The organism is Streptomyces coeruleorubidus (genome assembly GCF_028885415.1).
Taxonomy (GTDB): Bacteria; Actinomycetota; Actinomycetes; order Streptomycetales; family Streptomycetaceae; genus Streptomyces; species Streptomyces coeruleorubidus_A.
In genome coordinates this window covers 615,401-640,753 of sequence record NZ_CP118527.1, presented here as the reverse complement: position 1 = coordinate 640,753, position 25,353 = coordinate 615,401, and the positions used below count along the sequence as shown (strand labels likewise).

General features: G+C 70.1%; 15 protein-coding genes and 4 pseudogenes. 16 read left to right on the top strand and 3 right to left on the bottom strand.

Annotated elements, in window-relative coordinates:
- Positions 1-122: 122 nt before the first annotated feature.
- From PV963_RS03065 to PV963_RS03045, 5 genes and pseudogenes are all read left to right on the top strand, one after another.
- A pseudogene (locus PV963_RS03065) lies at positions 123-1,165 on the top strand (chorismate-binding protein).
- 204 nt (positions 1,166-1,369) lie between these two features.
- A complete protein-coding gene (gene folP / locus PV963_RS03060; RefSeq protein ID WP_274821921.1) occupies positions 1,370-2,200 on the top strand; it encodes a dihydropteroate synthase in 831 nt (276 codons plus the stop codon).
- A gap of 169 nt (positions 2,201-2,369) precedes the next feature.
- Complete coding sequence (locus PV963_RS03055) at positions 2,370-2,732, top strand: bifunctional 3-phenylpropionate/cinnamic acid dioxygenase ferredoxin subunit (protein WP_274814011.1); 363 nt, start codon at positions 2,370-2,372, stop codon at positions 2,730-2,732.
- The gene (locus PV963_RS03050) at positions 2,729-3,892 is read left to right on the top strand and encodes an NAD(P)/FAD-dependent oxidoreductase (protein ID WP_274814010.1); all 1,164 of its coding nucleotides are present in this window, start codon (positions 2,729-2,731) and stop codon (positions 3,890-3,892) included. The genes PV963_RS03055 and PV963_RS03050 overlap by 4 nt, the downstream gene beginning before the upstream one ends.
- A gap of 138 nt (positions 3,893-4,030) precedes the next feature.
- Positions 4,031-5,183, top strand: a pseudogene (locus tag PV963_RS03045) (aromatic ring-hydroxylating oxygenase subunit alpha).
- Here PV963_RS03045 and PV963_RS03040 read toward each other — a convergent pair.
- Positions 5,155-5,901 carry an IclR family transcriptional regulator gene (locus tag PV963_RS03040; RefSeq protein WP_274821920.1) on the bottom strand — a complete coding sequence of 249 codons (747 nt, stop codon included), beginning with the start codon at positions 5,899-5,901 and terminating at the stop codon, positions 5,155-5,157. The pseudogene PV963_RS03045 and the gene PV963_RS03040 sit on opposite strands and share 29 nt — an antisense overlap.
- Before the next feature lie 208 nt (positions 5,902-6,109).
- Here PV963_RS03040 and betA point away from each other — a divergent pair, with 208 nt between their 5' ends.
- The 11 genes and pseudogenes from betA (at position 6,110) to PV963_RS02985 (ending at position 23,477) form a co-directional block, all read left to right on the top strand.
- On the top strand, positions 6,110-7,768 hold the full coding sequence (gene betA, locus PV963_RS03035; protein ID WP_274814009.1) for a choline dehydrogenase: 1,659 nt from the start codon (positions 6,110-6,112) through the stop codon (positions 7,766-7,768).
- Positions 7,769-7,963: 195 nt separating this feature from the next.
- Positions 7,964-9,433, top strand: coding sequence for an aldehyde dehydrogenase family protein (locus tag PV963_RS03030; RefSeq protein WP_274814008.1), 1,470 nt, complete (start codon positions 7,964-7,966; stop codon positions 9,431-9,433).
- A 20-nt stretch (positions 9,434-9,453) separates the two neighbouring features.
- Positions 9,454-10,542: a quaternary amine ABC transporter ATP-binding protein gene (locus PV963_RS03025; RefSeq protein WP_274814007.1), complete on the top strand. Its 1,089-nt coding sequence runs from the start codon at positions 9,454-9,456 to the stop codon at positions 10,540-10,542.
- Positions 10,542-12,541: pseudogene (locus tag PV963_RS03020) on the top strand (ABC transporter permease). The gene PV963_RS03025 and the pseudogene PV963_RS03020 overlap by 1 nt, the downstream one beginning before the upstream one ends.
- A gap of 13 nt (positions 12,542-12,554) precedes the next feature.
- The gene (locus PV963_RS03015) at positions 12,555-13,517 is read left to right on the top strand and encodes an ABC transporter substrate-binding protein (RefSeq protein ID WP_274814006.1); all 963 of its coding nucleotides are present in this window, start codon (positions 12,555-12,557) and stop codon (positions 13,515-13,517) included.
- A gap of 227 nt (positions 13,518-13,744) precedes the next feature.
- Entirely contained in the window at positions 13,745-16,183 is a 2,439-nt protein-coding gene (locus PV963_RS03010; protein ID WP_274814005.1) for a GcvT family protein, read from the top strand.
- A gap of 22 nt (positions 16,184-16,205) precedes the next feature.
- Entirely contained in the window at positions 16,206-17,069 is an 864-nt protein-coding gene (locus PV963_RS03005; protein ID WP_274814004.1) for a bifunctional methylenetetrahydrofolate dehydrogenase/methenyltetrahydrofolate cyclohydrolase, read from the top strand.
- Positions 17,066-18,348 (top strand): annotated as a pseudogene (gene glyA / locus PV963_RS03000) (serine hydroxymethyltransferase). The gene PV963_RS03005 and the pseudogene glyA overlap by 4 nt, the downstream one beginning before the upstream one ends.
- A complete protein-coding gene (locus PV963_RS02995) occupies positions 18,345-19,577 on the top strand; it encodes a sarcosine oxidase subunit beta family protein (protein ID WP_274814003.1) in 1,233 nt (410 codons plus the stop codon). Before glyA ends, PV963_RS02995 begins: the two are co-directional and overlap by 4 nt.
- A 20-nt stretch (positions 19,578-19,597) precedes the next feature.
- Positions 19,598-22,879, top strand: a complete 3,282-nt coding sequence (locus PV963_RS02990) for a sarcosine oxidase subunit alpha family protein (RefSeq protein ID WP_274814002.1) — start codon at positions 19,598-19,600, stop codon at positions 22,877-22,879.
- On the top strand, positions 22,872-23,477 hold the full coding sequence (locus PV963_RS02985; protein ID WP_274814001.1) for a sarcosine oxidase subunit gamma: 606 nt from the start codon (positions 22,872-22,874) through the stop codon (positions 23,475-23,477). Before PV963_RS02990 ends, PV963_RS02985 begins: the two co-directional genes overlap by 8 nt.
- A gap of 99 nt (positions 23,478-23,576) precedes the next feature.
- Here the strand turns inward: PV963_RS02985 and PV963_RS02980 are convergent, their stop codons facing one another.
- Together PV963_RS02980 and purU are read right to left on the bottom strand one after the other, a co-directional pair.
- A complete protein-coding gene (locus PV963_RS02980; protein WP_274814000.1) occupies positions 23,577-24,368 on the bottom strand; it encodes an IclR family transcriptional regulator in 792 nt (263 codons plus the stop codon).
- Between the two features lie 71 nt (positions 24,369-24,439).
- Positions 24,440-25,312 (bottom strand): formyltetrahydrofolate deformylase, encoded by an 873-nt coding sequence (gene purU, locus PV963_RS02975; RefSeq protein ID WP_274813999.1) that lies wholly within the window; start codon positions 25,310-25,312, stop codon positions 24,440-24,442.
- Between the last annotated feature and the right edge of the window lie 41 nt (positions 25,313-25,353).

The following is a 25,353-nucleotide window of genomic DNA, read 5'->3' as shown; positions in this document are numbered from 1 at the left end:
TACCCGGCCGTCGCGGCCCTGTCCCCGGCCGTCCTGGCCGTCGTGGCCAGGAACGACCGTCATGACCAAGGACCATCCGCCCCGTCGGCCCTGGACGAACCGCCGTGCACGCTCCCGCCCCGATGGCCCGCTTCGGCGGCCTCGTCGCCGCTGATCTGCGTGATGTGACCAGCGATCCCGCCGCCCTGGACTCCTCCGGCTTCTGGGCGGTCGTCGCGGACTTCGAAGGCCGCCTGCTCTGCGCCCGGTTCGGCCGGCTGCGTCCCGCGCGGGTGCCCGCTCCGCGGACCGGGGCCTGGCGGGGCCCGGCCGCCGGCGACTGGACCTCGTCGCTGGACCGCACCGCCTACACCGCGGGCGTGCGCCGCATCCGCGAGCACATCGCGGCGGGCGACGTCTACCAGGCCAATCTCTGCCGCGTGCTCTCCGCACCCCTGCCCGACCCGGCCGCCGCCGACATCGACGCGCTCACCGGGCTGCTCGCCCGCGGCAACCCCGCGCCCTACGCCGGTACGGTCCGGCTACCCGCGCACGGCGTCGAAGTGGCCACCGCCTCGCCCGAACTCTTCCTGCGTCGCACCGGCCGGACCGTGGAGTCCGGGCCGATCAAAGGCACGGGCCGTACGGCGGACGATCTGCTCGAGAAGGACCACGCCGAGAACGTGATGATCGTGGACCTGGTCCGCAACGACCTGGGGCGGGTCTGCGCCACCGGATCCGTGACCGTCCCGGCCCTGTGCGCCGTCGAGCGGCACCCGGGCCTGGTGCATCTCGTCTCCACCCGTGCGCGGGAGCTGGCGCGGGGCGCGGGCTGGCCCGAGCTGATGGCCGGGACCTTCCCACCGGGTTCCGTGACCGGCGCGCCCAAAACCAGCGCACTGCGCATCATCGACGCCCTGGAGACCGCGCCCCGCGGCCCGTACTGCGGCGCCATCGGCTGGGTCGACGCCGACCGGGGACCGGTGAACTGGCCGTGGGCATCCGCACCTTCTGGATCGACCGTGCCGCCCCGAGGGGGCCGGTGCTGCGCTTCGGTACGGGCGCCGGCATCACCTGGGGGTCCGACCCCGGGCGGGAGTGGGACGAGACCGAACTGAAGGCCTCTCGGCTGCTCACTCTGGCGTCGAGGCCGCATGGCGAGGCCGAGGCCCGCCACCTGCCTTGACAGTGCCGCGCGGCCGTCCTCAGACTCGTTGCTCAAATCGCACATTGTTCCTCTATGCGCAACGAGGTCAACAGGTCCCATGATGATTTCCGCACGCCGTCTCGCCGACCAGCTCCGAGTCGCGTGAGCACCGCCGCCCGGCCCGGCCAGGCCGCTCCCGCGCTCCATCCGCGAGGTCTTCCCCGTCCCGACCGGACCCTGGTGATGGGCATCGTGAACGTCACGCCCGACTCGTTCTCCGACGGCGGGCGGTGGTTCGATCCGGAACGGGCCGTCACGCACGGCCTCGCGCTGCTCGACGAGGGCGCGGACATCCTGGACGTGGGTGGCGAGTCGACCCGTCCCGGCGCCGCGCGCCCGGCCGTCGAGGAGGAGCTGCGGCGCGTGCTGCCGGTCGTCCGCGAACTCGCCGCCGCGGGTGCGACGGTCAGCGTCGACACCATGCGGGCCGAGGTCGCCGCCCGTGCCATCGAGACCGGCGCCGCCCTGGTCAACGACGTCTCCGGCGGGCTCGCCGACCCGGAGATGCTGCCGCTGATGGCCCGGGCCGGTACGCCCTACGTGCTCATGCACTGGCGCGGGCACTCCGCGGGGATGCAGGCGAACGCCGTGTACGACGACGTCGTCACCGACGTGGTCGACGAGTTGCGGGCGAGAGTCGACGCGGCCGTGCACGCCGGGGTCCCGGCGGACTGTCTCATCGTCGACCCGGGGCTCGGGTTCGCCAAGCACGCCGAGCACAACTGGCGGCTGCTCGGCCGCTTCCGGGAGGTCGTCGCGCTAGGCCGGCCGGTCCTCGTGGGTGCGGCGCGGAAGTCCTTTCTGGGTCACCTGCTCGCCGACCCGGAGACAGGGCGGCCCCGCCCGGCGCACCTGCGGGACGCGGCCACCTCCGCGGTGTCGGTCCTGGCCGCCGCGCAGGGCGCCTGGTGCGTGCGCGTCCACGACGTCGCCTCGACGGCCGACGCGGTGCGCGTGGCCGCTCGGTGGGGCCTCGAATCCGCGGCGACGCCGCTGCCGATGCCCCAGTTCTGAGAGGCGCTCCGCTCTGACCTGCGTTTCCTATCGTGCAGGCAGTTGCGTGATATGCAACACAAAATATGGGCGTCAGGGGGCCCGTGAACTCCTTGACAAGGGTTTGTGGGCGCCCTCAAACTGGCGTTGCGTTCACCGCAATCCGTTCCGCTATACGCACCGAGGTGTCATGATGATTGCCGCGTGCCGTCTCGTGGATCTGCCCCGAGGCGAGGCCCACAGGCTCGACATCGACCCGCCGGTCTCGGTGTTCCACACCGACGACGGCGAACTCTTCGCCATCGACGACACATGCACCCACCAGGACGCCTCGCTCGCCGACGGCTGGCTGGAGGGCTGTGAGGTCGAATGCCCGCTGCACGCCTCGAAGTTCAACCTCAAGACGGGAGCCGTCGACGCCCCGCCGGCCAAGCTCCCGGTGCGCACGCACGAGGTCTTCGTCGAGGACGGCATGATCTACGTCCGACTGTCCACGGCAGCTCCGAACCTGCCTCCCTGCGTCGCCGCCCGGCTCGTGGGGGGCGTCGCGTGAGGACCGTGGCCGTGGTGGGCGCGTCGCTGGCCGGTCTGTCGGCGGCGCGCTCGTTGCGGAAACAGGGATACGACGGACGGCTGGTCGTCATCGGCGACGAAATCCATCGCCCGTACGACAGGCCGCCGCTGTCCAAGGAGTTCCTGGCCGGCGGCATCAGCGAAGCCGATCTCGCACTGGAGCCGGACGGCGAGGACCTGCAGGCGGAGTGGCTGCTCGGAGCCCGCGCCGCCGGACTCGACACCACGCCCCGCGCCGTGCGGCTCACCGACGGCCGGGAGGTGCGGGCCGACGGCATCGTCATCGCCACCGGTGCCGCCGCCCGGACCCTGCCCGGCATGGACGGACTGGCCGGTGTGCACACCCTGCGCACACTGGACGACGCCCGCGCCCTGCGGGACGAACTGGCCCAAGGCGGACGCCTGGTCGTGATCGGCGGCGGCTTCATCGGTGCCGAGGTCGCCTCCACCGCCTCCGCTCTCGGCCTCGACGTGACCATCGTCGAGGCGGCGCCCACACCGCTGGCCGGACCGCTCGGCGCGGCCATGGGGCGTATCGTCTCCGCCCTCCACGCGGACCACGGCGTACACCTGTTGTGCGGCGTGGGCGTCAAGGGGCTGAGCGGCGAGAACCGCGTCGACGCGGTCCTCATGGAGGACGGCCGGAGCATCCCCGCCGACATAGTCGTCGTGGGTGTCGGGGCCCGTCCCTGCGTCGAGTGGCTGGCCGGATCGGGTGTCGAACTCGACGACGGCGTCAAGTGCGGTGCGGACGGCCGGACCAGCCTGGCCGGGGTGGTCGCGGTCGGCGACTGCGCCTCCTGGTACGACCCACGCGCAGGCACCCACCGCCGCGTCGAGCACTGGACCGGCGCCCGGGAACGCCCCGACGCGGCCGTGGCCGCCCTGCTGTCCTGGGGCGAGTCCGAACCGGGCACACCCCGGCCGCCGTACTTCTGGTCCGACCAGTACGGCGTGAAGATCCAGTTCGCCGGCCACGCAGCCCGCGCCGACAGCGTGACGATCGAGGAAGGCACCGCGGACGATCGCAACGTCCTGGCCGTCTACCGGCGTGCCGGACACCCGGTCGCCGTACTCGGGATGAACCAGCCGAAGCTGTTCATGCGCTGGCGCAAGCAACTCGCGGCCAAGGCGCCCTGACAGGGGCGTAGACCGCACTCACAGCCGCTGTTGCGCGGAGGGGCCGGCGCACCGCGCTGCTCCTTACCCAACGACGTCCGGTGTCGCTCTTCCCGGCGCGTGCATGCCCGATCCACTCGTCTCCCCGAGGAGTGCACTGTGACCTCGACCGGCCTGCCGGAAAGCCTGATCGCCACCCTCCCCGGTTCCTCCTACACGGATCCGAAGATCTTCGCCCAGGAGCAGGAACACATCTTCGAGGCGATGTGGTTCTGCGCCGTGCGCTCCGCCGACCTGGCCAGGCCAGGTGCCTTCCGGACCGTCGAGGTGGGCCGCGAGAGCATCCTGATCACCCGGGCACGGGACAACTCCATACGTGCATTCTTCAATGTCTGCCGGCACCGCGGAGCCAAGCTCTGCACGGCGGAGACCGGCGAGGTCAAACGCGCCTTCCAGTGCCCCTATCACGCCTGGACCTACGACCTGACGGGCAAACTCGTCGCGGCACCCAACCTCACCAAGATGCCCGACATCAGCCGCACCGAGTACGGCCTGGCAGCAGTGGCCACGCGGGAATGGCTCGGCTATGTGTGGTGTGCCTCGCGGCGGACCCGCCCCCTTCGACGAGGTCGTGGCGGATGTCGTCGCGCGCCTGGGCGACACGGAGTCGATCGAGCACTACGACATCGACAACCTCGAAGTCGGTAAACGCATCGTCTACGACGTGAAGGCGAACTGGAAACTCATCGTCGAGAACTTCATGGAGTGCTATCACTGCGCGACGATCCACCCCGAACTGACCGAGGTGCTCCCGGAGTTCGCCGACGGGTACGCCGCCCAGTACTACGTGGGACACGGCGCGGAGTTCGGCTCCGAGGTCAAGGGCTTCACCGTCGACGGCTCCGAAGGCCTCGACCGCATTCCAGGCGTCACCGAGGACCAGGATCGCCGTTACTACGCGATCACCGTCCGGCCGCAGGTGTTCATCAACCTCGTGCCCGACCATGTGATCTTCCACCGGATGTACCCGGTCGCCGCGGACCGCACCATCGTCGAGTGCGACTGGCTCTACCTCAAGCACGTCGTCGAGAGCGGCAAGGACGTCAGCCGGTCGGTGGAGCTCTTCGACCGGGTCAACCGGCAGGACTTCGACGCGTGCGAGCGCTGTCAGCCCGCGATGAGCTCCCGGCTGTACACCAAGGGCGGAGTCCTCGTGCCCAGCGAGCATCACATCGGTGAGTTCCACGCCTTCGTCCAGGAGCGCCTGGGCGCGGGGCACGGGCTCAGCCCAGGTAGCCCATGCGATGGCTGATCTCGTCCGCGCCCTTGACCAGCACCGGTGCCAGCTCGTGGATACGGTCCTCGGTGAGCCGGTACGCCGGTCCTGAGGCACTGAGCGCCGCGATGACCTCTCCGTCCCTGTTACGGACCGGGGCGGCCATGGCGTGCAGTCCTACCTCGAACTCCTCCAGGGTCCAGGAGTAGCCACGTTCGAGCGCCTCGGCGAGGTTCTTCTCGAGCTTCGTCTTCGCGGTCAGGGTGCGGGGGGTCATCTTCTTCAGGCCGACCTCCGACAACAGCGCGGCACGCTCCTTCGCCGGCATGTGGGCCAGCAGGATCTTGCCGCTGGAGGTGGCGTGCAACGGCGTCAGCTGGCCGACCCAGTTGAACGCGGTGACAGCACCCGGACCGCGCACCTGGTACAGGTTGATCGCGTAACGCTCCTGCATCACGGCGAGGTTCACGGTCTCGCCGATCTCCTCCGCGAGGCGCTCGCAGACCGGGCGGCTCTGCTGGGTGATGTCGATGCGCTCGGTGACCGCGCCGGCGAGGCGGACGATGCCGAAACCGAGGCGGTACTTGCCGCGCTCGCCTGCCTGTTCCACCAGGCCGCGCACCTCCAGGGCGCCGAGCAGCCGGAACGCGGTGGACTTGTGGACATCGATCTCGGCGGCCACCTCGCTGACGCCGGCTTCGCCGCGCTGGGCCAGGATCTCCAGCACGGTGATGGCGCGGTCGACGGACTGCACCCCACCGGTCGGCGCAGTTGTCGTCTCGGAATCTGCATGGTAGTTGCTCACAACGCAACTATACGGGCGTTAAACATAGCCCAAAGCGGTGCAGGTCACGGGCTTGGCATGACACTGCAGAAGTTGCGTTGCTCGCAACCTGGTGCGCATAGAGATACAAGTACTAGCATGCCGCGCATTCTCTACGGCGCGACCGAGACGAGGCCCCATGGCTCACTTGCAGTACGACTTCGTCATCGTCGGTGGTGGATCGGCCGGCAGTGCGCTGGCCAACCGGCTCTCCGCGGACCCCGGCAACCGGGTGCTGGTCCTGGAGGCGGGCAGGTCCGACTACCCCTGGGATGTCTTCATCCACATGCCCGCGGCACTGACCTACCCGATCGGCAGCCGGTTCTACGACTGGAAGTACGAGTCCGAACCGGAGCCCCACATGGGCGGCCGGCGCGTGTACCACGCTCGAGGCAAGGTGCTGGGCGGTTCCAGCAGCATCAACGGCATGATCTTCCAGCGCGGCAACCCCATGGACTACGAGCGCTGGGCGGCCGACCCGGGCATGAAGACCTGGGACTACGCGCACTGCCTGCCGTACTTCCGGCGGATGGAGAACTGTCTCGCCGCCGACCCGGACGATGAGTTCCGCGGTCACGACGGCCCTCTCGTCCTGGAACGCGGCCCTGGGGCCAACCCGCTCTTCGAGGCCTTCCTGAAGGCCACCGAGGAGGCGGGCCACGCTCCCACCGACGACGTGAACGGCTACCGGCAGGAAGGTTTCGCCAGGTTCGACCGAAACGTCCACCGCGGCCGCCGCCTGTCGGCCTCCAAGGCCTATCTCAAGCCCGTACGAAAGCGCCCCAACCTCACGATCAAAACGCGCAGCCTGGTCACCCGCGTCCTCTTCGAAGGCAAGCGGGCCGTCGGCGTCGAGTACCGGCGTGGCCGCGGCAGACCCCAGCGGGTGCGTGCCCGCGAAATCATCCTCTGCGGAGGCGCGATCAACTCCCCGCAGCTGCTCCAGCTCTCGGGCGTCGGCAACGCCGAGGAACTGCGCGCGCTCGGCATCGACGTCGTACACGATCTGCCGGGTGTCGGCGAGAACCTCCAGGACCACCTGGAGGTGTACATCCAGTACGCCTGCAAGCAGCCCGTCTCCATGCAGCCGTACCTGGCGAAGTGGCGTGCGCCCTTCATCGGCCTGCAGTGGCTCTTCCGCACGGGCCCCGCCGCGACCAACCACTTCGAAGCGGGTGGCTTCGTCCGCGGCAACGAGGACGTGCCCTACCCCAACCTAATGTTCCACTTCCTGCCCATCGCGGTCCGCTACGACGGCTCCGTGCCCGCCGGCGGACACGGCTACCAGGTGCACGTCGGACCCATGTACTCCGACGCCATCGGCTCGGTGAAGATCAAGAGCAAGGACCCGGCCGAGCACCCCGCGCTCCGCTTCAATTACCTGTCCACCGAGCAGGACCGCCGCGAGTGGGTCGAGGCCGTCAGGGTCGCCCGTGAGCTGCTCAACCAGCCCGCCATGGCCCCGTACAACGCCGGGGAGATTTCGCCGGGACCCTCCGTCGAGACCGACGAGGAGATCCTCGCCTGGGTCGCCAAGGACGGCGAGACCGCGCTGCATCCGTCCTGCACCTGCAAAATGGGCACGGACGAGATGGCCGTCGTGGACCCGGCGAGCATGCGGGTGCACGGGGTGGAGGGGCTGCGTGTCGTCGACGCGTCGGTGATGCCCTACATCACCAACGGCAACATCTACGCGCCCGTCATGATGATCGCGGAAAAGGCGGCCGACCTCATCCTCGGGAAGGACCCGCTGCCGCCGTCCACCGCCGCGTACTACCGGCACCGTCCCCTGCCGTAACCAGCAGTTTTCAGCCAGCCGCTCGGCCCGGAAACAAGGCGTTCCGGGCCTGTCGGCGTCGCGTCCTCGTGGCTGTCTCCTTGGTGAAAACGTCACCGGTGAACCCCTTGACGTGGGGTTCCGCCTTCTACAGAGTGTTCCACCACAAGCAATACGATGCGCGATGCGCAACGAAATCCGCTCGAAGGGCCCGACGTGGCAGACCTGTACGTGGACGGAAAATGGCGGGATCCCGTGGCCGGCGGCCACCGGGACATCCGCTGCCCCGCCGACGGCACGCTCTCCGTGACCGTGTCCGAAGGTACCCGTCCGGACACCGAGGCGGCCATCGCCGCGGCCCGCCGGGCCTTCGACGAAGGGCCCTGGCCGCGCACCTCCGAGCGTGAGCGCGGCGCGCTCCTCCTGCGCACCGCCGACCTCCTCGAACGCGACGCCGACGCGTTCGCCCGCGCCGAATCGCTGGACACCGGCAAACGGCTGGTGGAGAGCGAGTACGACATCGCCGACGTCGTCTCCTGCTTCCGCTACTACGGAGGGCTGGGCGGCACCGACGCCGGCCGGGTGATCGACACCGGCCGCGACGACGCCGTCAGCCGCGTCGTGTACGAGCCGATCGGCGTGTGCGGACTGATCACCCCCTGGAACTACCCGCTGCTCCAGGCGAGTTGGAAGGTCGCGCCTGCTCTCCTCGCGGGCAACACGATCGTCCTCAAGCCCAGTGAGCTCACTCCCTCTACGTCCATCCTGCTGATGAAGGCACTGGAGGAGGCCGGGCTCCCGGCCGGCGCCGCCAACCTCGTCCTGGGGACCGGGCCCGAGGCGGGCGCGCCCCTCGCCGAGGACCCCGCCGTCGACATGATCTCCTTCACCGGCGGCCTGGACACCGGCAGACGCATCATGGCCACCGCCGCCGCGACCGTGAAGAAGGTCGCGCTGGAACTCGGCGGCAAGAACCCCAATGTCGTCTTCGCCGACGCCGACTTCGAAACGGCCGTGGACTTCGCGCTCACGGCCGTCTTCCTGCATTCGGGCCAGGTCTGCTCGGCCGGCGCCCGGCTGATCGTCGAGGACGCGCTGCACGACCGGTTCGTCGACGAGGTGGTCCGCCGCGCCCGGCAGATCCGGCTCGGCGGCCCCTTCGATCCGCAGGCCGAGACCGGTCCGCTGATCTCCGCGCAGCACCTGGCGAAGGTCGAGGCGTACGTCGCTGCCGGACTCGCCGAGGGCGCTGTCCTGCGCTGCGGTGGTGAACGCCCCGACGACCCGGCCCTGGCCGACGGCCACTACTACCCGCCCACCGTGCTCGACGAGTGCGGTCAGGACATGCGGGTGGTGCACGAGGAGTCCTTCGGGCCCGTGCTCACCGTGGAGCGCTTCACCGACGAGGACGACGCCGTACGCATCGCCAACGACACCGAGTACGGACTCGCCGGCGCCGTCTGGACGCAGGACGCCGGAAAGGCCCAGCGGGTCGCCCGCCGGCTGCGCCACGGCACGGTGTGGATCAACGACTACCACCCCTATGTGCCGCAGGCGGAATGGGGTGGGTTCGGGCACTCCGGCGTGGGCCGGGAGCTGGGCCCGACCGGCCTGGACGAGTACCGGGAACCCAAGCACATCTGGCAGAACATCCAACCCCGGCCGCAGCACTGGTTCCGCGGCTGAACGCCGAAAAGAGGTCGAACATGACCCCAGCAACGACCGAGGTGCCGCAGCGGCGCGGCACGCCCCAGGATTCGGCACCCGAGCCGGTCATATCCGTACGCGAGCTGTGGAAGGTGTTCGGGCCGAAGGCGGACCAGGTACCGGGCTCCGAGGAACTGCGCGGGCTCACCCGCCGCGAACTGATGGACCGCACCGGATGCACCGCCGCCGTGCGCGACGTGGACTTCGAGGTCTCGCCCGGCGAGGTGTTCGTCGTCATGGGCCTGTCCGGCTCCGGCAAGTCCACCCTGGTGCGCTGTCTGACCCGGCTCATCGAACCCACCGCCGGCGAGATCCTCTTCGAGGGCGAGAACATCCGTGACGCGGACGCGGGCCGCCTGCGCGAACTGCGCCGCAGCAAGTTCTCCATGGTCTTCCAGCACTTCGGGCTGCTGCCGCACCGCCGGGTCGTCGAGAACGTGGCGTTCGGGCTGGAGATCCGCGGCATGAGCCGGGCCGAGCGCACGAGACGGGCGCTGGAGGTCGTCGAACTCGTCGGGCTCTCCGGGTACGAGAGCTCCTACCCCGACCAGCTCTCCGGCGGTATGCAGCAACGCGTGGGTCTCGCCCGCGCACTGGCCGGCGACCCGGACATACTCCTCTTCGACGAGCCGTTCTCCGCGCTCGACCCGCTGATCCGCCGTGACATGCAGAACGAGGTCGTCCGGCTGCACCACGAGGTCGGCAAGACCATGGTGTTCATCACCCACGATCTGTCGGAGGCGCTGCGGCTGGGCGACCGCATCCTCATCATGCGCGACGGCAGGATGGTCCAGTGCGGCACCGGCGACGAACTGGTCGGGGCCCCCGCCGACGACTACGTACGCGACTTCGTCAGGGACGTGCCCCGCGGCGACGTACTGACCCTGCGGTGGATCATGCGCCCGGCGGAACCCGGCGACCCCCTGGACGGTCCCGAGCTCGGCCCGGACGTCGTGGTGAAGGAGGCCACGCGGGCGGTGCTCGCGGCCGAGAAGCCGGTCAAGGTCGTGGAGGACGGCAAGCTGCTCGGCATCGTCGGCGACGAGGAGATCCTCGCGGTGGTCGCCGGGCAGGAAGGCGACGCGTGATGACCGTCGTGATGGAGAAACCGGAGAAGACCGGGACCGTGGAGCCGCCCGCTCCCGCCCGGCGCGTGCGCACGGTCAACCGCGCCGTGGTGGTGGCCGGGATCCTGCTGGTCTGGCTGGTGCTCTTCGCCGTGCTGCGCGGCAAGCAGACCCTGTCCCTCGCGGCGGCCGACCTGACCGATCTGCACCGGTGGTTCAACGACGTCAACGACTCGATCGGAGCCAACCGCAACTCCAACCCGCTCTTCCTCTACTTCTTCAACGAGATCCGCCTGGTCATCGACACCCTGGTGACCTTCGTGCAGGATCTGATCTCGCAGCCGACCCCGGGCCGCCCGGTTCCGCAGATCGGCTGGCTCGGTGTGGTCGGCGTCGTCGGCTACGTCTCCTGGGCCATGGGCAACTGGCGGGTCGCGCTGCTGGCCGTGGCCGGCTTCACCTTCCTCGGCCTGCAAGGGCTCTGGCAGGAGAGCATGGACACCCTGGCGCTGACCGTCTCCGCGGTCTTCGTGGCGCTGCTGTTCGCCATCCCCCTGGGTGTGTGGGCCGGGCTGTCGGACCGGGTCAACCGGATCGTGACGCCGTTCCTGGACTTCATGCAGACGATGCCGACCTTCGTCTACCTGGCGCCGCTGACCCTGTTCTTCCTGATCGGTCCCGCCTCCGCCACGATCGCCACCACGATCTACGCGGCACCACCGGCGATCCGTATCACGGCGCACGCCATCCGCTCCGTACCACAGGCCACGGTGGAGGCGGCGGACTCGATGGGCGCGACGCGGCGGCAGGCTCTGCTGAAGGTCCTGCTTCCGATGTCCAAGCGGACCGTGGTGATGGGCATCAACCAGACCATCATGGCCGCCCTGGCCATGGTGACCATCGCGGCCCTGATCAACGCGCCCGGCCTTGGCGCGACCGTCATCCAGGCCCTGCAGTCGCTGGACGTCGGCACGGCCTTCAACGCCGGTCTGGCCATCGTCGTCATGGCCATCGTGCTGGACCGGGTCACCACCGCGGCCAGCGGCCGGGCGGAGACGGCCCGGGGCTCGGACAGTCCCTTCCTCAAGTGGCGGCGGCAGCTGCTCGCGGCAGGCGCGGTGGTGGCGACGGTGCTGGTGTATCTGTCGCACACATATATATGGGCGGCCGAGTTCCCCGGCGACGGCGGCATCGGCAGTGGCATCGCCAGGACGGCGGACGATGTGACCACCTGGGCACAGGACAATCTGTCGGGCCTGACCAACGCCTTCCGTGACGCCCTCACCAACGGCCTGCTCAATCCGTTCCAGACCTTGCTGACCGACTCCCCGTGGTGGCTCGTCGGCGCCGCCCTCGTCGCGGTCGGCACGGTGCTCGGCGGCTGGCGCGCCGGGGCCACCACCGTCGCGTGCGTGGGCCTGCTGGTCGCCACCGGTGTCTGGTCGGACGCCATGACGACGCTGGCGTCCACCGCGGTGGCGACGGTGCTGGTGATGCTGCTCGGCGTCGCCCTCGGCGTGTGGATGGGACGCAGCGCGCTCGTGGACCGGCTGCTGAGGCCATCCCTGGACGCGGCCCAGGTCATGCCGCCGTTCGTCTATCTCGTGCCGTTCCTCGCGCTGTTCGGCGCGACACGGTTCACGGCCATCGTCGCCGCCGTCGTCTACGCGGCGCCGGTCGCCATCAAGATCATCGCCGACGGGGTGCGGGCCGTGCCCGAGACCACCGTCGAGGCGGCGACGTCCACCGGGTGCAACACCTGGCAGATCATCACCAAGGTCCAACTGCCCATGTCGCGGGCGCCCTGACCCTCGCGACCAACCAGGGCCTGATCTATGTGCTGTCCATGGTCGTCGTGGGCGGCCTGGTGGGCGCGGGTGCTCTCGGCTACGACGTCGTGGCCGGGTTCTCGCAGGGACAGCTGTACGGCAAGGGACTCGCGGCGGGGCTCGCCATCGTCCTGCTCGGAGTCATGTTCGACCGGATCACTCAGGCAGCGGCTCGCCGCGCCGGCGCATAAGGAGCACCACACCATGGCACGACACTGGAGAGTCGGCGCGGCCGGCCTGGCCGTCCTCGGCCTCACCCTCACGGCCTGCGGCGGCGCGAAGGTCGGCGACGACAGCGCCGGCGGCTCGGGCAGCTCGGGCAAATGCGGCACCTTCAACCTCGCGATCAACCCCTGGGTGGGCTACGAGGCGAACGCGGCGGTCCTCGCCTACGTCGCCGAGCACGACCTCGGCTGCAAGGTCGAGCAGAAGGACCTGAAGGAGGAGATCGCCTGGCAGGGCTTCGGGACGGGCGAGGTCGACGCCGTCGTCGAGAACTGGGGCCACGACGATCTGAAGAAGAAGTACATCACCCAGCAGAAGACCGCCGTCGACGCGGGCCCGACCGGCAACGAAGGCCTCATCGGCTGGTACGTGCCGCCGTGGCTGGCCAAGGCGCACCCGGACATCTTGGACTGGAAGAACCTGAACAAGTACGCGTCGAAGTTCAAGACCTCGGAGTCGGGCGGCAAGGGCCAACTCCTCGACGGCGACCCCTCGTACGTCACCAACGACGAGGCGCTGGTGAAGAACCTCAAGCTGGACTTCAAGGTGGTGTACGCGGGCAGCGAGACCGCGCTCATCCAGGCGTACCGCAACGCCGAGAAGAACAAGGAATGGGTGATCGGCTACTTCTACGAGCCGCAGTGGTTCCTGTCCGAGGTGCCGTTGAAGAAGGTCAGCCTGCCCCCGTACAAGGCGGGCTGCGACGCCGACGCCGAGAAGGTCGCCTGCGACTACCCGGTGTACAAACTCGACAAGATCGTCAGCGCCAAGTTCGCCAAGTCGGGCAGCCCAGCCTATGACCTGGTGAAGAACTTCACCTGGACGAACGACGACCAGAACACCGTCGCCAAGTACATCGCGGTGGACAAGATGGCGCCCGAGGCCGCGGCGAAGAAGTGGGTCGAGGCCAACCGCGACAAGGTCGACGCCTGGATCAAGTAGCGCGCACGACTGCCCTGGTGAACCCCGCCGGAAGGGCCCGGCAGGCTGTGTCCTCAGCCTGCCGGGCCTCGTCGTTTTCCGGTGGTTCCTCCCTGCCGCCTCCGGGGGTTTTTCCGGCATCGCGGACCCCTTGACACGCCTGTCCACGGCGGGCACATTGAGTTGCGCAACCTGAACCCTGTTGCGCACACAGCAACTGGATCGCTTTCAACGTCGGAGGTGCGGCGATGGCGGGACCCCGGGTGGTCATCATCGGAGCGGGCGTCGTGGGGGCAGCGCTCGCCGATGAGATCTCCGCGCGAGGCTGGACCGAAGTGACCGTGGTCGACCAGGGCCCACTGCCCGCCACCGGGGGATCGTCGTCGCACGCCCCGGGCCTGGTCTTCCAGACCAACCCCTCCAAGACCATGACGGAGATGGCCCGTTACACCGTCGAGAAGTTCTGCTCGCTCGACGTGGACGGTCAGCCCTGCTTCCTCCAGGTCGGCGGCCTGGAGGTGGCCACCAGCCCGGAGCGCGTCACGGAACTGCAGCGGCGCCACGGCTGGCTCGCCTCCTGGGGCATCGAGTCCCGGCTGCTGAGCACCGAGGAGTGCGTCGAACAGCACCCGCTCGTCAACCCCGACAAGGTCCTCGCCGGCCTCCTCGTGCCCACGGACGGCCTCGCGAAGGCGGTCCTCGCCGTCGAGGCGCAGATCCGCCGGGCCACCGAGCGCGGCGTGCGCTTCCTCGCCCGTCACGAAGTCCTCGATGTCCAGCGGGCCGACGGCGAGGTGACCGGCGTCCTCACCGACCAGGGCGAGATCCCCGCCGACATCGTCGTGTGCTGCGCCGGCATCTGGGGCCCGAAGATCGCCCGCATGGTCGGCATGAACCTCCCGCTCACGCCGCTCGCCCACCAGCTCGCCTGGACGGGCCCGGTACCGGCCCTGGCGGGCCAGACGCAGGAGGCGGCCCGCCCGATCCTGCGCCACCAGGACGCCGACCTCTACTACCGCGACCGCTTCGACGGCCTGGGCATCGGCTACTACGGCCACCGCCCGATGCCGATCTCGGCCGACGACATCCTCTCCGTGGACGAGGCCGACGAGATGCCGTCCGTCCTGAAGTTCACCGAGGAGGACTTCGAGGAGGCCTGGAGCGAGACCCAGTCGCTGCTCCCCGCGACGAAGGACGCCAAGGTCGAAGAGGGCATCAACGGCCTGTTCTCCTTCACCACCGACGGCCTGCCGCTTCTCGGCGAATCCCCGGACGTCAAGGGCTTCTGGGTCGCCGAGGCCGTCTGGGTCACCCACTCCGCGGGCGTCGGACGGGCCATGGCCGAATGGCTGGTCGACGGCTACTGCTCCTCGTTCGACCTGCACGAGTGCGACGTCAACCGCTTCGAACCGCACCAGCTCTCGCCGGAATACGTGCTGGCCCGCGACTGCCAGAACTTCGTCGAGGTTTACGACATCCTCCACCCCCTCCAGCCGTCGGGAGACCCGCGCCCGATCCGCAGGAGCCCGTTCCACGCCCGCCAGCAGGAGCTGGGCGCCTTCTTCCTGGAGGCGAACGGCTGGGAGCGCCCCCAGTGGTACGAGGCCAACGCGGGCCTGGTCGAGGGCCGTTCCATCGTCACCCCCAACGACTGGGCCGCGCGGTACTGGTCACCCATCGTCGCCGCCGAGGCCCAGACCACCCGTGAGACCGTAGCGATGTACGACATGACGGCCCTCAAGCGGCTCGAGGTCAGCGGGCGCGGTGCCGGCGAGTTCCTGGAGCGGCTGTGCACCGGCAAGGTCGCCAAGTCCGTCGGCTCGGTGACGTACACGCTGCTCCTCGACCACGACGGCGGCATCCGCAGCGACATCACCGTCGCCCGGCTGGCCCCCGACCTCTTCCAGGTCGGCGCCAACGGCAACCTGGACCTCGACTGGTTCACCCGCCACCTCCCCGCCGACGGCACGGTCCAGGTCCGCGACATCACCCCCGGCACCTGCTGCATCGGTCTGTGGGGCCCGCGCGCCCGTGACGTCCTCCAGCCGCTCACCGACGCCGACTTCTCGGCGAGTGGCCTGAAGTACTTCCGCGCCAAGCGCGCCCACATCGGCTCCGTCCCCGTCACCGCGATGCGGCTGAGTTACGTCGGTGAGCTCGGCTGGGAGCTGTACACCACCGCCGACCTGGGTCAGAAGCTGTGGGACACCCTCTGGCAGGCGGCCGAGCCGCTCGGCGGCATCGCGGCCGGGCGCGGCGCCTTCAACAGCCTCCGCCTGGAGAAGGGCTACCGGTCCTTCGGCACGGACATGACCTACGAGCACGACCCCTACGAGGCCGGCGTCGGATTCGCCGTCAAGCTCGACAAGGACGACTTCATCGGCAAGGCGGCGTTGGAGCGGCGCAAGGCCGACGTACGGCGGAAACTGACCTGCCTCACGATCGACGACCCGCGGGCGGTCGTGATGGGCAAGGAGCCGGTGTACGACGGTGACTGTGCGGTCGGGTACGTCACGAGTGCCGCGTACGGCTACACGATCGGCAAGGGCATCGCCTATGCGTGGCTGCCCACGGAACTCACCACCCCCGGCACGACTGTGCACATCGGCTACTTCGACCAGTCCGTCGAAGCCGTGGTCGCCGAGGAGCCCCTGTTCGACCCGACCATGTCCCGCCTCCGTGGCTGACCGCAGGGAAGGAACACCGCCGGTGACCACCGCACAACTGCTCGACGGCAAGGCCACTGCCGCCACCATCCGCCGCGAACTCGCCGAGCGCGTGGCCAAGCTGGCCGCCACCACGGGCCGTGCACCGGGCCTGGGTACCGTCCTGGTCGGCGACGACCCCGGCAGCCACGCCTACGTCGGCGGCAAGCACCGCGACTGCGCCCAGGTCGGCATCGCCTCCATCCGCCGGGAGCTGCCCGCCGACGCCTCGCAGCAGCAGGTCGAGGAGACGATCGACGAACTCAACGCCGACCCTGCCTGCACCGGCTACATCGTCCAGCTCCCGCTGCCGCGCCACCTCGACGCCAACGCCGTACTGGAACGCATGGACCCGGCCAAGGACGCCGACGGACTGCACCCCGTCAACCTCGGCCGGCTCGTCCTCGGCGTCGAGGCCCCGCTGCCGTGCACCCCGCGCGGCATCGTCGAACTGCTCCGCCGCCATGACGTGCCCCTCGCCGGAGCGCGCGTGTGCGTGATCGGCCGGGGCATCACCGTCGGCCGGCCCATCGGGCTCCTCCTCACCCGCAGGTCCGAGAACGCCACCGTCACCCTCTGCCACACCGGTACCAAGGGCCTGGCCTGGCACGTACGCGAGGCGGACATCGTCGTCGCGGCCGCCGGCTCGCCCGGACTGATCACCAAGGACATGCTGCGCCCCGGCGCGGCCGTCCTCGATGTAGGTATCACCCGAACCGACCAGGGGCTGGTCGGTGACATCCACCCGGACGCCGCCCAGGTCGCCGGATGGCTGGCGCCGATGCCCGGGGGCGTGGGCCCCATGACCCGGGCCATGCTGCTCGCCAATGTCGTCGAGGCCGCCGAGAGGAACGCGAACGCCGTATGAACGCGCTGAACACCCCCCTGGCGGAGCTGGACCCCGAGGTCCACGCCGCGCTCCGCGCCGAACTGCACCGCCAGCAGTCCACCCTGGAGATGATCGCCTCCGAGAACTTCGCGCCCTCCGCCGTGATGGAGGCCCAGGGCTCGGTCGCGACCAACAAGTACGCCGAGGGCTACCCGGGCCGCCGCTACTACGGCGGCTGCGAACACGTCGACGTCATCGAGCGGCTGGCCATCGAGCGGATCAAGTCCCTCTTCGGCGCGGGCTTCGCCAACGTGCAGCCGCACTCGGGCGCCCAGGCGAACACCGCCGTCTTCTTCGCCCTGCTCCAGCCCGGCGACACCGTCCTCGGCCTCGACCTCGCGCACGGCGGGCACCTCACCCACGGCATGCGCATCAACTACAGCGGCAAGATGCTCAACGTCGTGCCGTACCACGTGTCCGAGGCGGACAACCTCGTCGACATGGACGAGGTCGAGCGGCTCGCCAAGGAACACCGCCCAAGATGATCATCGCGGGCTGGTCGGCGTACCCGAGGCAGCTGGACTTCGCGGCCTTCCGCCGGATCGCCGACGAGGTGGGCGCCCTGCTCATGGTCGACATGGCGCACTTCGCGGGACTGGTGGCGGCGGGCCTGCACCCCAACCCCGTACCGCACGCCCACGTCACGACCACCACGACGCACAAGACACTCGGCGGCCCGCGCGGCGGCGTCATCCTCACCAACGAGGCCGACCTCGCCAAGAAGATCAACTCTGCGGTGTTCCCGGGTATGCAGGGCGGCCCCCTGGAGCACGTCATCGCCGCGAAGGCGGTGTCGTTCAAGGTCGCCGCGTCACCGGAGTTCGCCGAACGCCAGGCCCGCACGCTCGCCGGCTCCCGCATCCTCGCCGAACGCCTCACCCGGCCCGACGCGGCGGCGGCCGGGGTGAAGGCGCTGACCGGAGGCACGGACGTCCACCTGGTCCTGGTCGACCTGCGCGACTCGGAGCTCGACGGCCGGCAGGCCGAGGACCTGCTGCACGAGGTCGGCATCACCGTCAACCGCAACGCCGTGCCCTTCGACCCGCGCCCGCCCATGGTCACCTCGGGCCTGCGCATCGGCACCCCGGCACTGGCCACCCGCGGCTTCACCGAGGCGGACTTCGCCGAGGTGGCGGACGTGATCGCACTCGCCCTCCAGCCGGAGCCGGACGTGCCCGCCCTGCGCGCCCGCACGGAGGCCCTGGCCGCCAAGCACCCGCTCTACCCGCACCTGTCCGAAGACGGAGACGCCCGATGAGCCCCCGCACCCCAGGCGCCGAGCTCCCCGAACACCCCGACTGGCTGTGGCGCAACCCCGAGCCGAAGCGCTCGTACGACGTCGTCGTCGTGGGTGGCGGCGGCCATGGTCTGGCCACCGCCCACTACCTGGCGAAGAACCACGGCATCACCAATGTCGCCGTGCTGGAGAAGGGCTGGCTGGCGGGCGGCAACATGGCCCGCAACACCACGATCATCCGCTCCAACTACCTGTGGGACGAGAGCGCCGGCATCTACGAGCACGCGCTCAAGCTGTGGGAGGGACTGGCGGACGAGCTGGACTACCCGATCCTGTTCTCCCAGCGCGGCGTGCTCAACCTCGCCCACAGCCTCCAGGACGTCCGCGACAGCGTGCGCCGGGTCGAGGCGAACCGCCTCAACGGCGTGGACGCCGAGTGGCTCGACGCGGACGGCGTCAAGGAAGTCTGCCCGATCGTCAACATCTCCCCGGACGTGCGCTATCCGGTCCTGGGCGCGACCTACCAGCCGCGCGCGGGCATCGCCAAACACGACCACGTGGCGTGGGGCCTCGCCCGCTCCGCCGACGCCGCCGGCATCGACATCATCCAGAACTGCGAGGTCACCGGCCTCGACGTGGTCGGCAACCGGGTGGTGGGAGTCCAGACCACCCGCGGCCCGATCGCGGCGGGCAAGGTCGCGCTCTGCTCGGCGGGCCACACCTCGGTCCTGGCGGCCATGGCAGGCGTCGAACTCCCCGTCCAGAGCCACCCCTTGCAGGCCCTGGTGTCGGAGCTGCTGGAGCCGGTGCACCCGACGGTCGTCATGTCCAACGCCGTCCACGTGTACGTCAGCCAGGCGCACAAGGGCGAGCTGGTGATGGGCGCGGGCATCGACGCGTACAACTCCTACACCCAGCGCGGCGCCTTCCACATCATCGAAGAGCAGATGTCGGCGGCCCTGGAGCTCTTCCCGGTCTTCGCCCGCGCCCACGTCCTGCGCACCTGGGGCGGCATCGTCGACGTCAGTCCCGACGCTTCACCGATCATCGGCCTCAGCCCGGTCGACAACCTCTACCTCAACTGCGGCTGGGGAACCGGCGGCTTCAAGGCCACCCCGGCGTCGGCTGGGTCTACGCCCACACCCATCGCCCACGACACACCGCATCCGCTGAACGCCCCCTTCTCGCTCGACCGTTTCACCACCGGCGCGCTCGTCGACGAGCACGGCGCGGCCGCGGTCGCCCACTAGGACCATCAGGGAGCCGACCCATGCTGCTGATCCCCTGCCCGTGGTGCGGGCCCCGCGACGAGGCCGAGTTCCACTACGGCGGCCAGGCCCATGTGCCGTACCCGCAGGACCCGTCCTCCCTCACCGACGAGGTGTGGGCCCGCTACCTCTTCTTCCGCGACAATCCGAGGGGACCCTTCGCCGAGCGCTGGAGCCATGCGGCGGGCTGCCGCCGCTGGTTCAACGCGGTGCGGGACACGTCGACGAACGAGATCCTGACGGTGTACCGGGCCGGTGAGGAACGCCCGGGAACGGTTGAACGGCGTGCGGGCGCTGTCGAGCCGCGTCCGGTGACCTTCCAGCCGACTCCGGCACCACCAGCCCGTCCGGCGCTTGAGGACGAGGCCGTCCAGGCCGAAGGGGGGTCTGGGGGCGTAGCCCTCAGCGGGGTGGCAGGGGCGGAGCCCCTTCAGGATGGGACGGGTAGGGGCGGCGGGGGCGAAACCACCCAGCCGTTCCGTCATCCCACCCGCGGCCGAATCCACCGCGACACCGCGCTCACCTTCACTTTCGACGGCACCGAATACCAGGGCTACAAGGGCGACACCCTCGCCTCCGCCCTCCTCGCCAACGGCGTCATCCAGACCGGCACCAGCATCAAGCTGGGCCGCCCACGGGGCATCTTCTCGGCCGGCGTCGAGGAACCCAACGCGGTCATCCAGATCGAGGCCCCGTTCCCCGAGCCCATGCTCCCCGCCACCACTGTCGAGCTCTACGACGGCCTCGTCGCGACCGGCCTCCCCGGCCAGGGCCGCCTCGCCACCGAACCGGACCCGGCCCGCTACGACGCCGTACACACCCACTGCGACCTCCTGGTCGTGGGCGCGGGCCCGGCCGGCCTCGCCGCAGCGGCAGCCGCCGCCCGCTCAGGTGCCCGCGTCATCCTCGCCGACGACCAGCCGGAACCCGGCGGCAGCCTCCTCGGCACCGGTGAACACCTCGGCTGGGTGACCGAGACGACCGCCCGGCTCGACGCCGCCCCCGACGTACGCGTCCTGCGCCGCACCACCGTCTTCGGCTACTACGACGACAACCACCTGCTCGCCGTGGAGCGCCGCACCAACCACCTGGGCGCCGAGGCCCCGGAGAACGTCTCCCGCGAACGTGTCTGGCGCATCCGCGCCCGCCGCGTCGTCCTCGCCACCGGCGCCCACGAACGCTCGCTGGCCTTCGCGGACAACGACCGCCCCGGCGTGATGCTGGCCGCCTCGGCCCGCGCCTACGCCAACCGCCACGGCGTCCTGCCCGGTCGCCACGCGGTCGTCTTCACCACCAACGACAGCGCCTACGCGGCGGCCATGGACCTCGCCGCGGCCGGCGTGGCCATCGAGGCCGTGGTCGACACCCGTCCCGAGGCGGGGGAGTGGGCCGAGCGCGCCCGCCAGGCAGGCATCGAGGTGCTGACGGGTCACGCCGTCACCGCCACCGAAGGCGCCCCCCGGCTCACCTCCGTGACCGTCGCCCCGTACGAACAGTCGGCGGGACAGCGGGAGTTCGCCGCCGATCTGCTCCTGGTCTCCGGCGGCTGGAACCCGGTGGCGCACCTGTTCAGCCAGGCAGGAGGCAAGCTCCGCTACGACGAGGAACTCGGCACGTTCGTCCCCGACACCTGCCGTCAGGCGGTCGAGGTCGCGGGCGCCGCGAGCGGTGTCTTCGACCTGGCCCGGGTCCTGGCGCAAGGAGCGGCCGCCGGAGCCCGCGCGCTCGAGGCCGAGGGCTACACCCCAGGGGAGGCCCACCTGCCACAGGTGGCCACACCGTCGCAGACGCCGCCCATGCGGGTCTTCACCGTCCCGGGCCGGGAAGGCGCCCCGCGCTTCGTCGACCTGCAACGCGACGTCACCGCCGACGACCTGGCCCGGGCGACCGGTGCCGGCATGCGCTCCGTCGAGCACACCAAGCGCTACACCACGGCCGGCACGGCGAACGACCAGGGCAAGACCTCCGGCGTCCTGGCCAGTGGCGTCGTCGCGGAACTGCTCGGCGTGGACATCTCCGCGCTCGGCACCACCACCTTCCGGCCGCCGTACACCCCGGTCTCCTTCGCCGCTCTCGCCGGCCGCGACCGTGGTGCCCTGCTCGACCCGATCCGCACCACCGCCCTGCACGAGTGGCATGTCGCGCACGGCGCCCTGTTCGAGAACGTCGGCCAGTGGAAGCGGCCCTGGTACTACCCGCAGGACGGCGAGGACATGGAGACGGCCGTACTGCGCGAGTGCGCCGCCGCCCGCGAGGGCGTCGCCTTCATGGACGCCTCCACCCTCGGCAAGATCGACGTCCAGGGCCCGGACGCCGGAGTCTTCCTCGACCTGCTCTACACCAACATGATGAGCACCCTGAAGGTCGGCATGATCCGCTACGGCGTGATGTGCCGCCCGGACGGGATGGTCTTCGACGACGGCACCGTCATCCGTCTCGACCAGGACCGCTACCTGGTCACCACCACGACGGGCAACGCCGCCGCCGTGCTGGACTGGATGGAGGAGTGGCTCCAGACGGAGTGGCCCGAACTGCGCGTCCACTGCACGTCGGTGACCGAGCAGTGGGCCACCGTCGCCCTGGTCGGCCCGCGCTCCCGCGAGGTCCTCGGCTCGCTCGCGCCTCGACTTGCCGTCGCCAACGAGGACTTCCCGTTCATGGCGTGGCGCGAGACGAGTGTCGCCGGCATCGACGCACGGGTGTGCCGGATCAGCTTCTCCGGCGAACTCGCCTACGAGATCAACGTGTCACCGTGGGAGGCCCTCGCCCTGTGGGAGGCGCTGTACGAGGCCGGCGCCCCGTACGGCATCACCCCGTACGGCACGGAGACCATGCACGTCCTGCGCGCGGAGAAGGGCTATCCGATCGTCGGCCAGGACACCGACGGCACCGTCACGCCGCAGGACCTCGGCATGAGCTGGGTGGTGTCGAAGAAGAAGCGGGACTTCATCGGCAAGCGGTCCCACGCCCGCGCCGACACCGCCCGCCCCGACCGCAAGCACCTGGTCGGGCTGCTTCCGGAGGACCCGGGCACGTTCCTCCCCGAAGGCACGCACCTGGTCGCCGGCAGTGCGCTGCCCGCGCCGCCCGTGCCGATGCTCGGCCACGTCACGTCCAGTTACCGCAGCGCGGCCCTCGGCCGGACCTTCGCCCTCGCCCTGGTCAAGGGCGGCCGGGACCGCATCGGTGAGCGACTCTATGCCCCCGTGGGCGACCGGCTGGTCCCGGTGACCGTCGCGAGCCCCGTCCTCTACGACCCCGAGGGAGCCCGCCGCGATGGCTGACACCGCCCTTACCGCCCCGCTCCGCAGCCCTCTGTCGCATGCCGTCGACCGGCTGGCAGCCGCGACCCGCACCTCCGGGGGAGCGATCCGGCTGGCGGAACTGCCCTTCCTGACCCAGATCAATGTGCGTCTCGACCCCAAGGGAGCGGCGGCGGACGCCGTGGGACTGGCGCTCGGCCTCCCACTTCCCGTCGAACCCGACACCGCCGTCCGCGCCGGTGAGCTGACCGCGCTGTGGCTCGGCCCCGACGAGTGGCTCCTGGTGGGCCCGCCGGGCAGTCAACAAGACCTGGAGAGCCGGATCCGTGAGGCCGCGGGCGACGAGCCCGTGTCCGTCATCGATGTCTCGGCTCAGCGCACCACGCTCCTCGTCGCGGGTCCCCGGGCCCGCGACCTGCTGGCCCACGGCTGCTCGCTGGATCTTCACCCGCGGGTCTTCGGACCGGGTCGCTGCGCCCAGACGAACCTGGGCCGCACCCAGGTCGTCCTGGTCGCCCGCGACGACCCCAGGGCCGGGTTCTGGGTGCTGGTGCGTTCGTCCTTCGCCGGCTATCTGACGGACTGGCTGCTGGACGCGGCTGTGGAGTGGACGGGCTGACACGGGCAGCACGCAAGCGGCGGTCGGTGATCCGGACACCGGATCACCGACCGCCGCTTGTCATGAGGGTCCTGTCCTGGTCAGCGACCGAGTCGGGCCTCAACCCGTATAGCCGAGACGGCGGCTGAGCTCGTCCGCTCCCGAGACCAGCAGCGGCGCGAGTTCGCGCATCCGCTCCTCGGTCAGCCGGAAGGCCGGCCCCGACGCGCTGAGGGCGGCGACGACCTCGCCGCCGTCCGAACGCACGGGAGCGGACAGGGCGTTGAGGCCCTCCTCGTATTCCTCCAGCGTGATGGCATAACCCTGCTCACGGGCTTCGGACAGATCCGCCTCCAGCTTCTTCCTGGAGGTCACCGTGCGCGGTGTCAGACGGGGGAGGCCGGCCTCGGCGAGGAGTTCGTCGCGGGCCTCGCGGTCGAGGTGGGCCAGGAGGACCTTGCCGCTGGACGTGCAGTGCAGCGGCGTCAGCCGTCCCACCCAGTTCTGCGCGGCGATGGCCGACGAGCCGCGTACCTGGTAGAGGTTGATCGCGTGGTGGGACTCGAGCACGGCGATGTTCAGCGTCTCGCCCACATCGTCGACGAGACGCTCGCAGATCCCGCGCCCGTGTCTGGTGACGGCGATGCGGCCCGTCACGGCGCCGGCCAGGCGCACGACGCCGAAGCCGAGACGGTACTTTCCGCGTTCGCTCTCCTGCTCGACCATCCCATGCGCTTCCAGCGCGCCGAGCAGACGGAACGCGGTGGACTTGTGGACGTCGATCGCCGCGGCCACTTCACTCACGCCCGCCTCGCCGTGCTGGGCGAGGATCTCCAGCACGGCGACAGCACGGTCAACGGATTGCACTCCGCCACTGGGAGCGCCTGCGGACTCTGCGCCGTAGTTGCTCATGGCGAAACCCTAGGTGAAATAGTCAACAGGCGTGAGGGGGTGGAGGTCATTTTCCTCAGAGGTCGTGTTCCTCAGCGGAAGACGACCGTGCGGTTGCCGTTGACCATGATGCGGCTCTGGCTGTGCCATTCCACCGCCCGCGCCAGGACCTGTGCCTCGACGTCGCGCCCCAGGGCGACCATGCTGTCGGGCCCCTGTGAGTGGTTCACGCGGATGACGTCCTGCTCGATGATGGGCCCCTCGTCGAGGTCCGGCGTGACGTAATGGGCCGTCGCTCCGACGAGCTTGACGCCCCGCTCGTACGCCTGGACGTAGGGGCGGGCGCCCTTGAAGCTCGGCAGGAACGAGTGGTGGATGTTGATCGCCCGGCCTTCGAGCTGCTTGCACAGGTCGTTCGACAGGATCTGCATGTAGCGGGCGAGGACCACCAGGTCGATGTCCAGCTCGTCGACGAGCTCCAGCAGCCGCGCCTCCGCCTCGGGCTTCGTCTCCCGGGTCACGGGCACGTGGTGGAAGGGGATCCCGTAGCTCTCGGCGAGCGGCTCGAAGTCCCGGTGGTTGGAGACGATCGCCGGCACCTCGATGTTCAGCGCGCCGGTGCGGCAGCGGAAGAGCAGGTCGTTCAGGCAGTGCCCGAACTTCGACACCATGATCAGCGTGCGCGTCGGCGTCGACGCCTCGTACAGCTGCCAGGAGATCCGGTACGCCTCCGCGACCTGGGCGAAGCCGGACTTCAGGTCCTCCAGCGACGTGCCCGGGTCCGAGACGTCGAAGTGCACCCGCATGAAGAAGCGGTCCTGCAGCCGGTCGTCGAACTGCTGGCTCTCCTGGATGTTCCCGGAGTGCCGGACCAGGAAGCCGGTGACGGCGTGGACGAGGCCCGAGCGGTCGGGGCACGACAGGGTGAGGACGAACTCGCGGCCGGTTGTGGGTCCAAGAGACACGGAGCCCTCCCAGAGAAGTGCGCATTACGCAACAGTCTGAC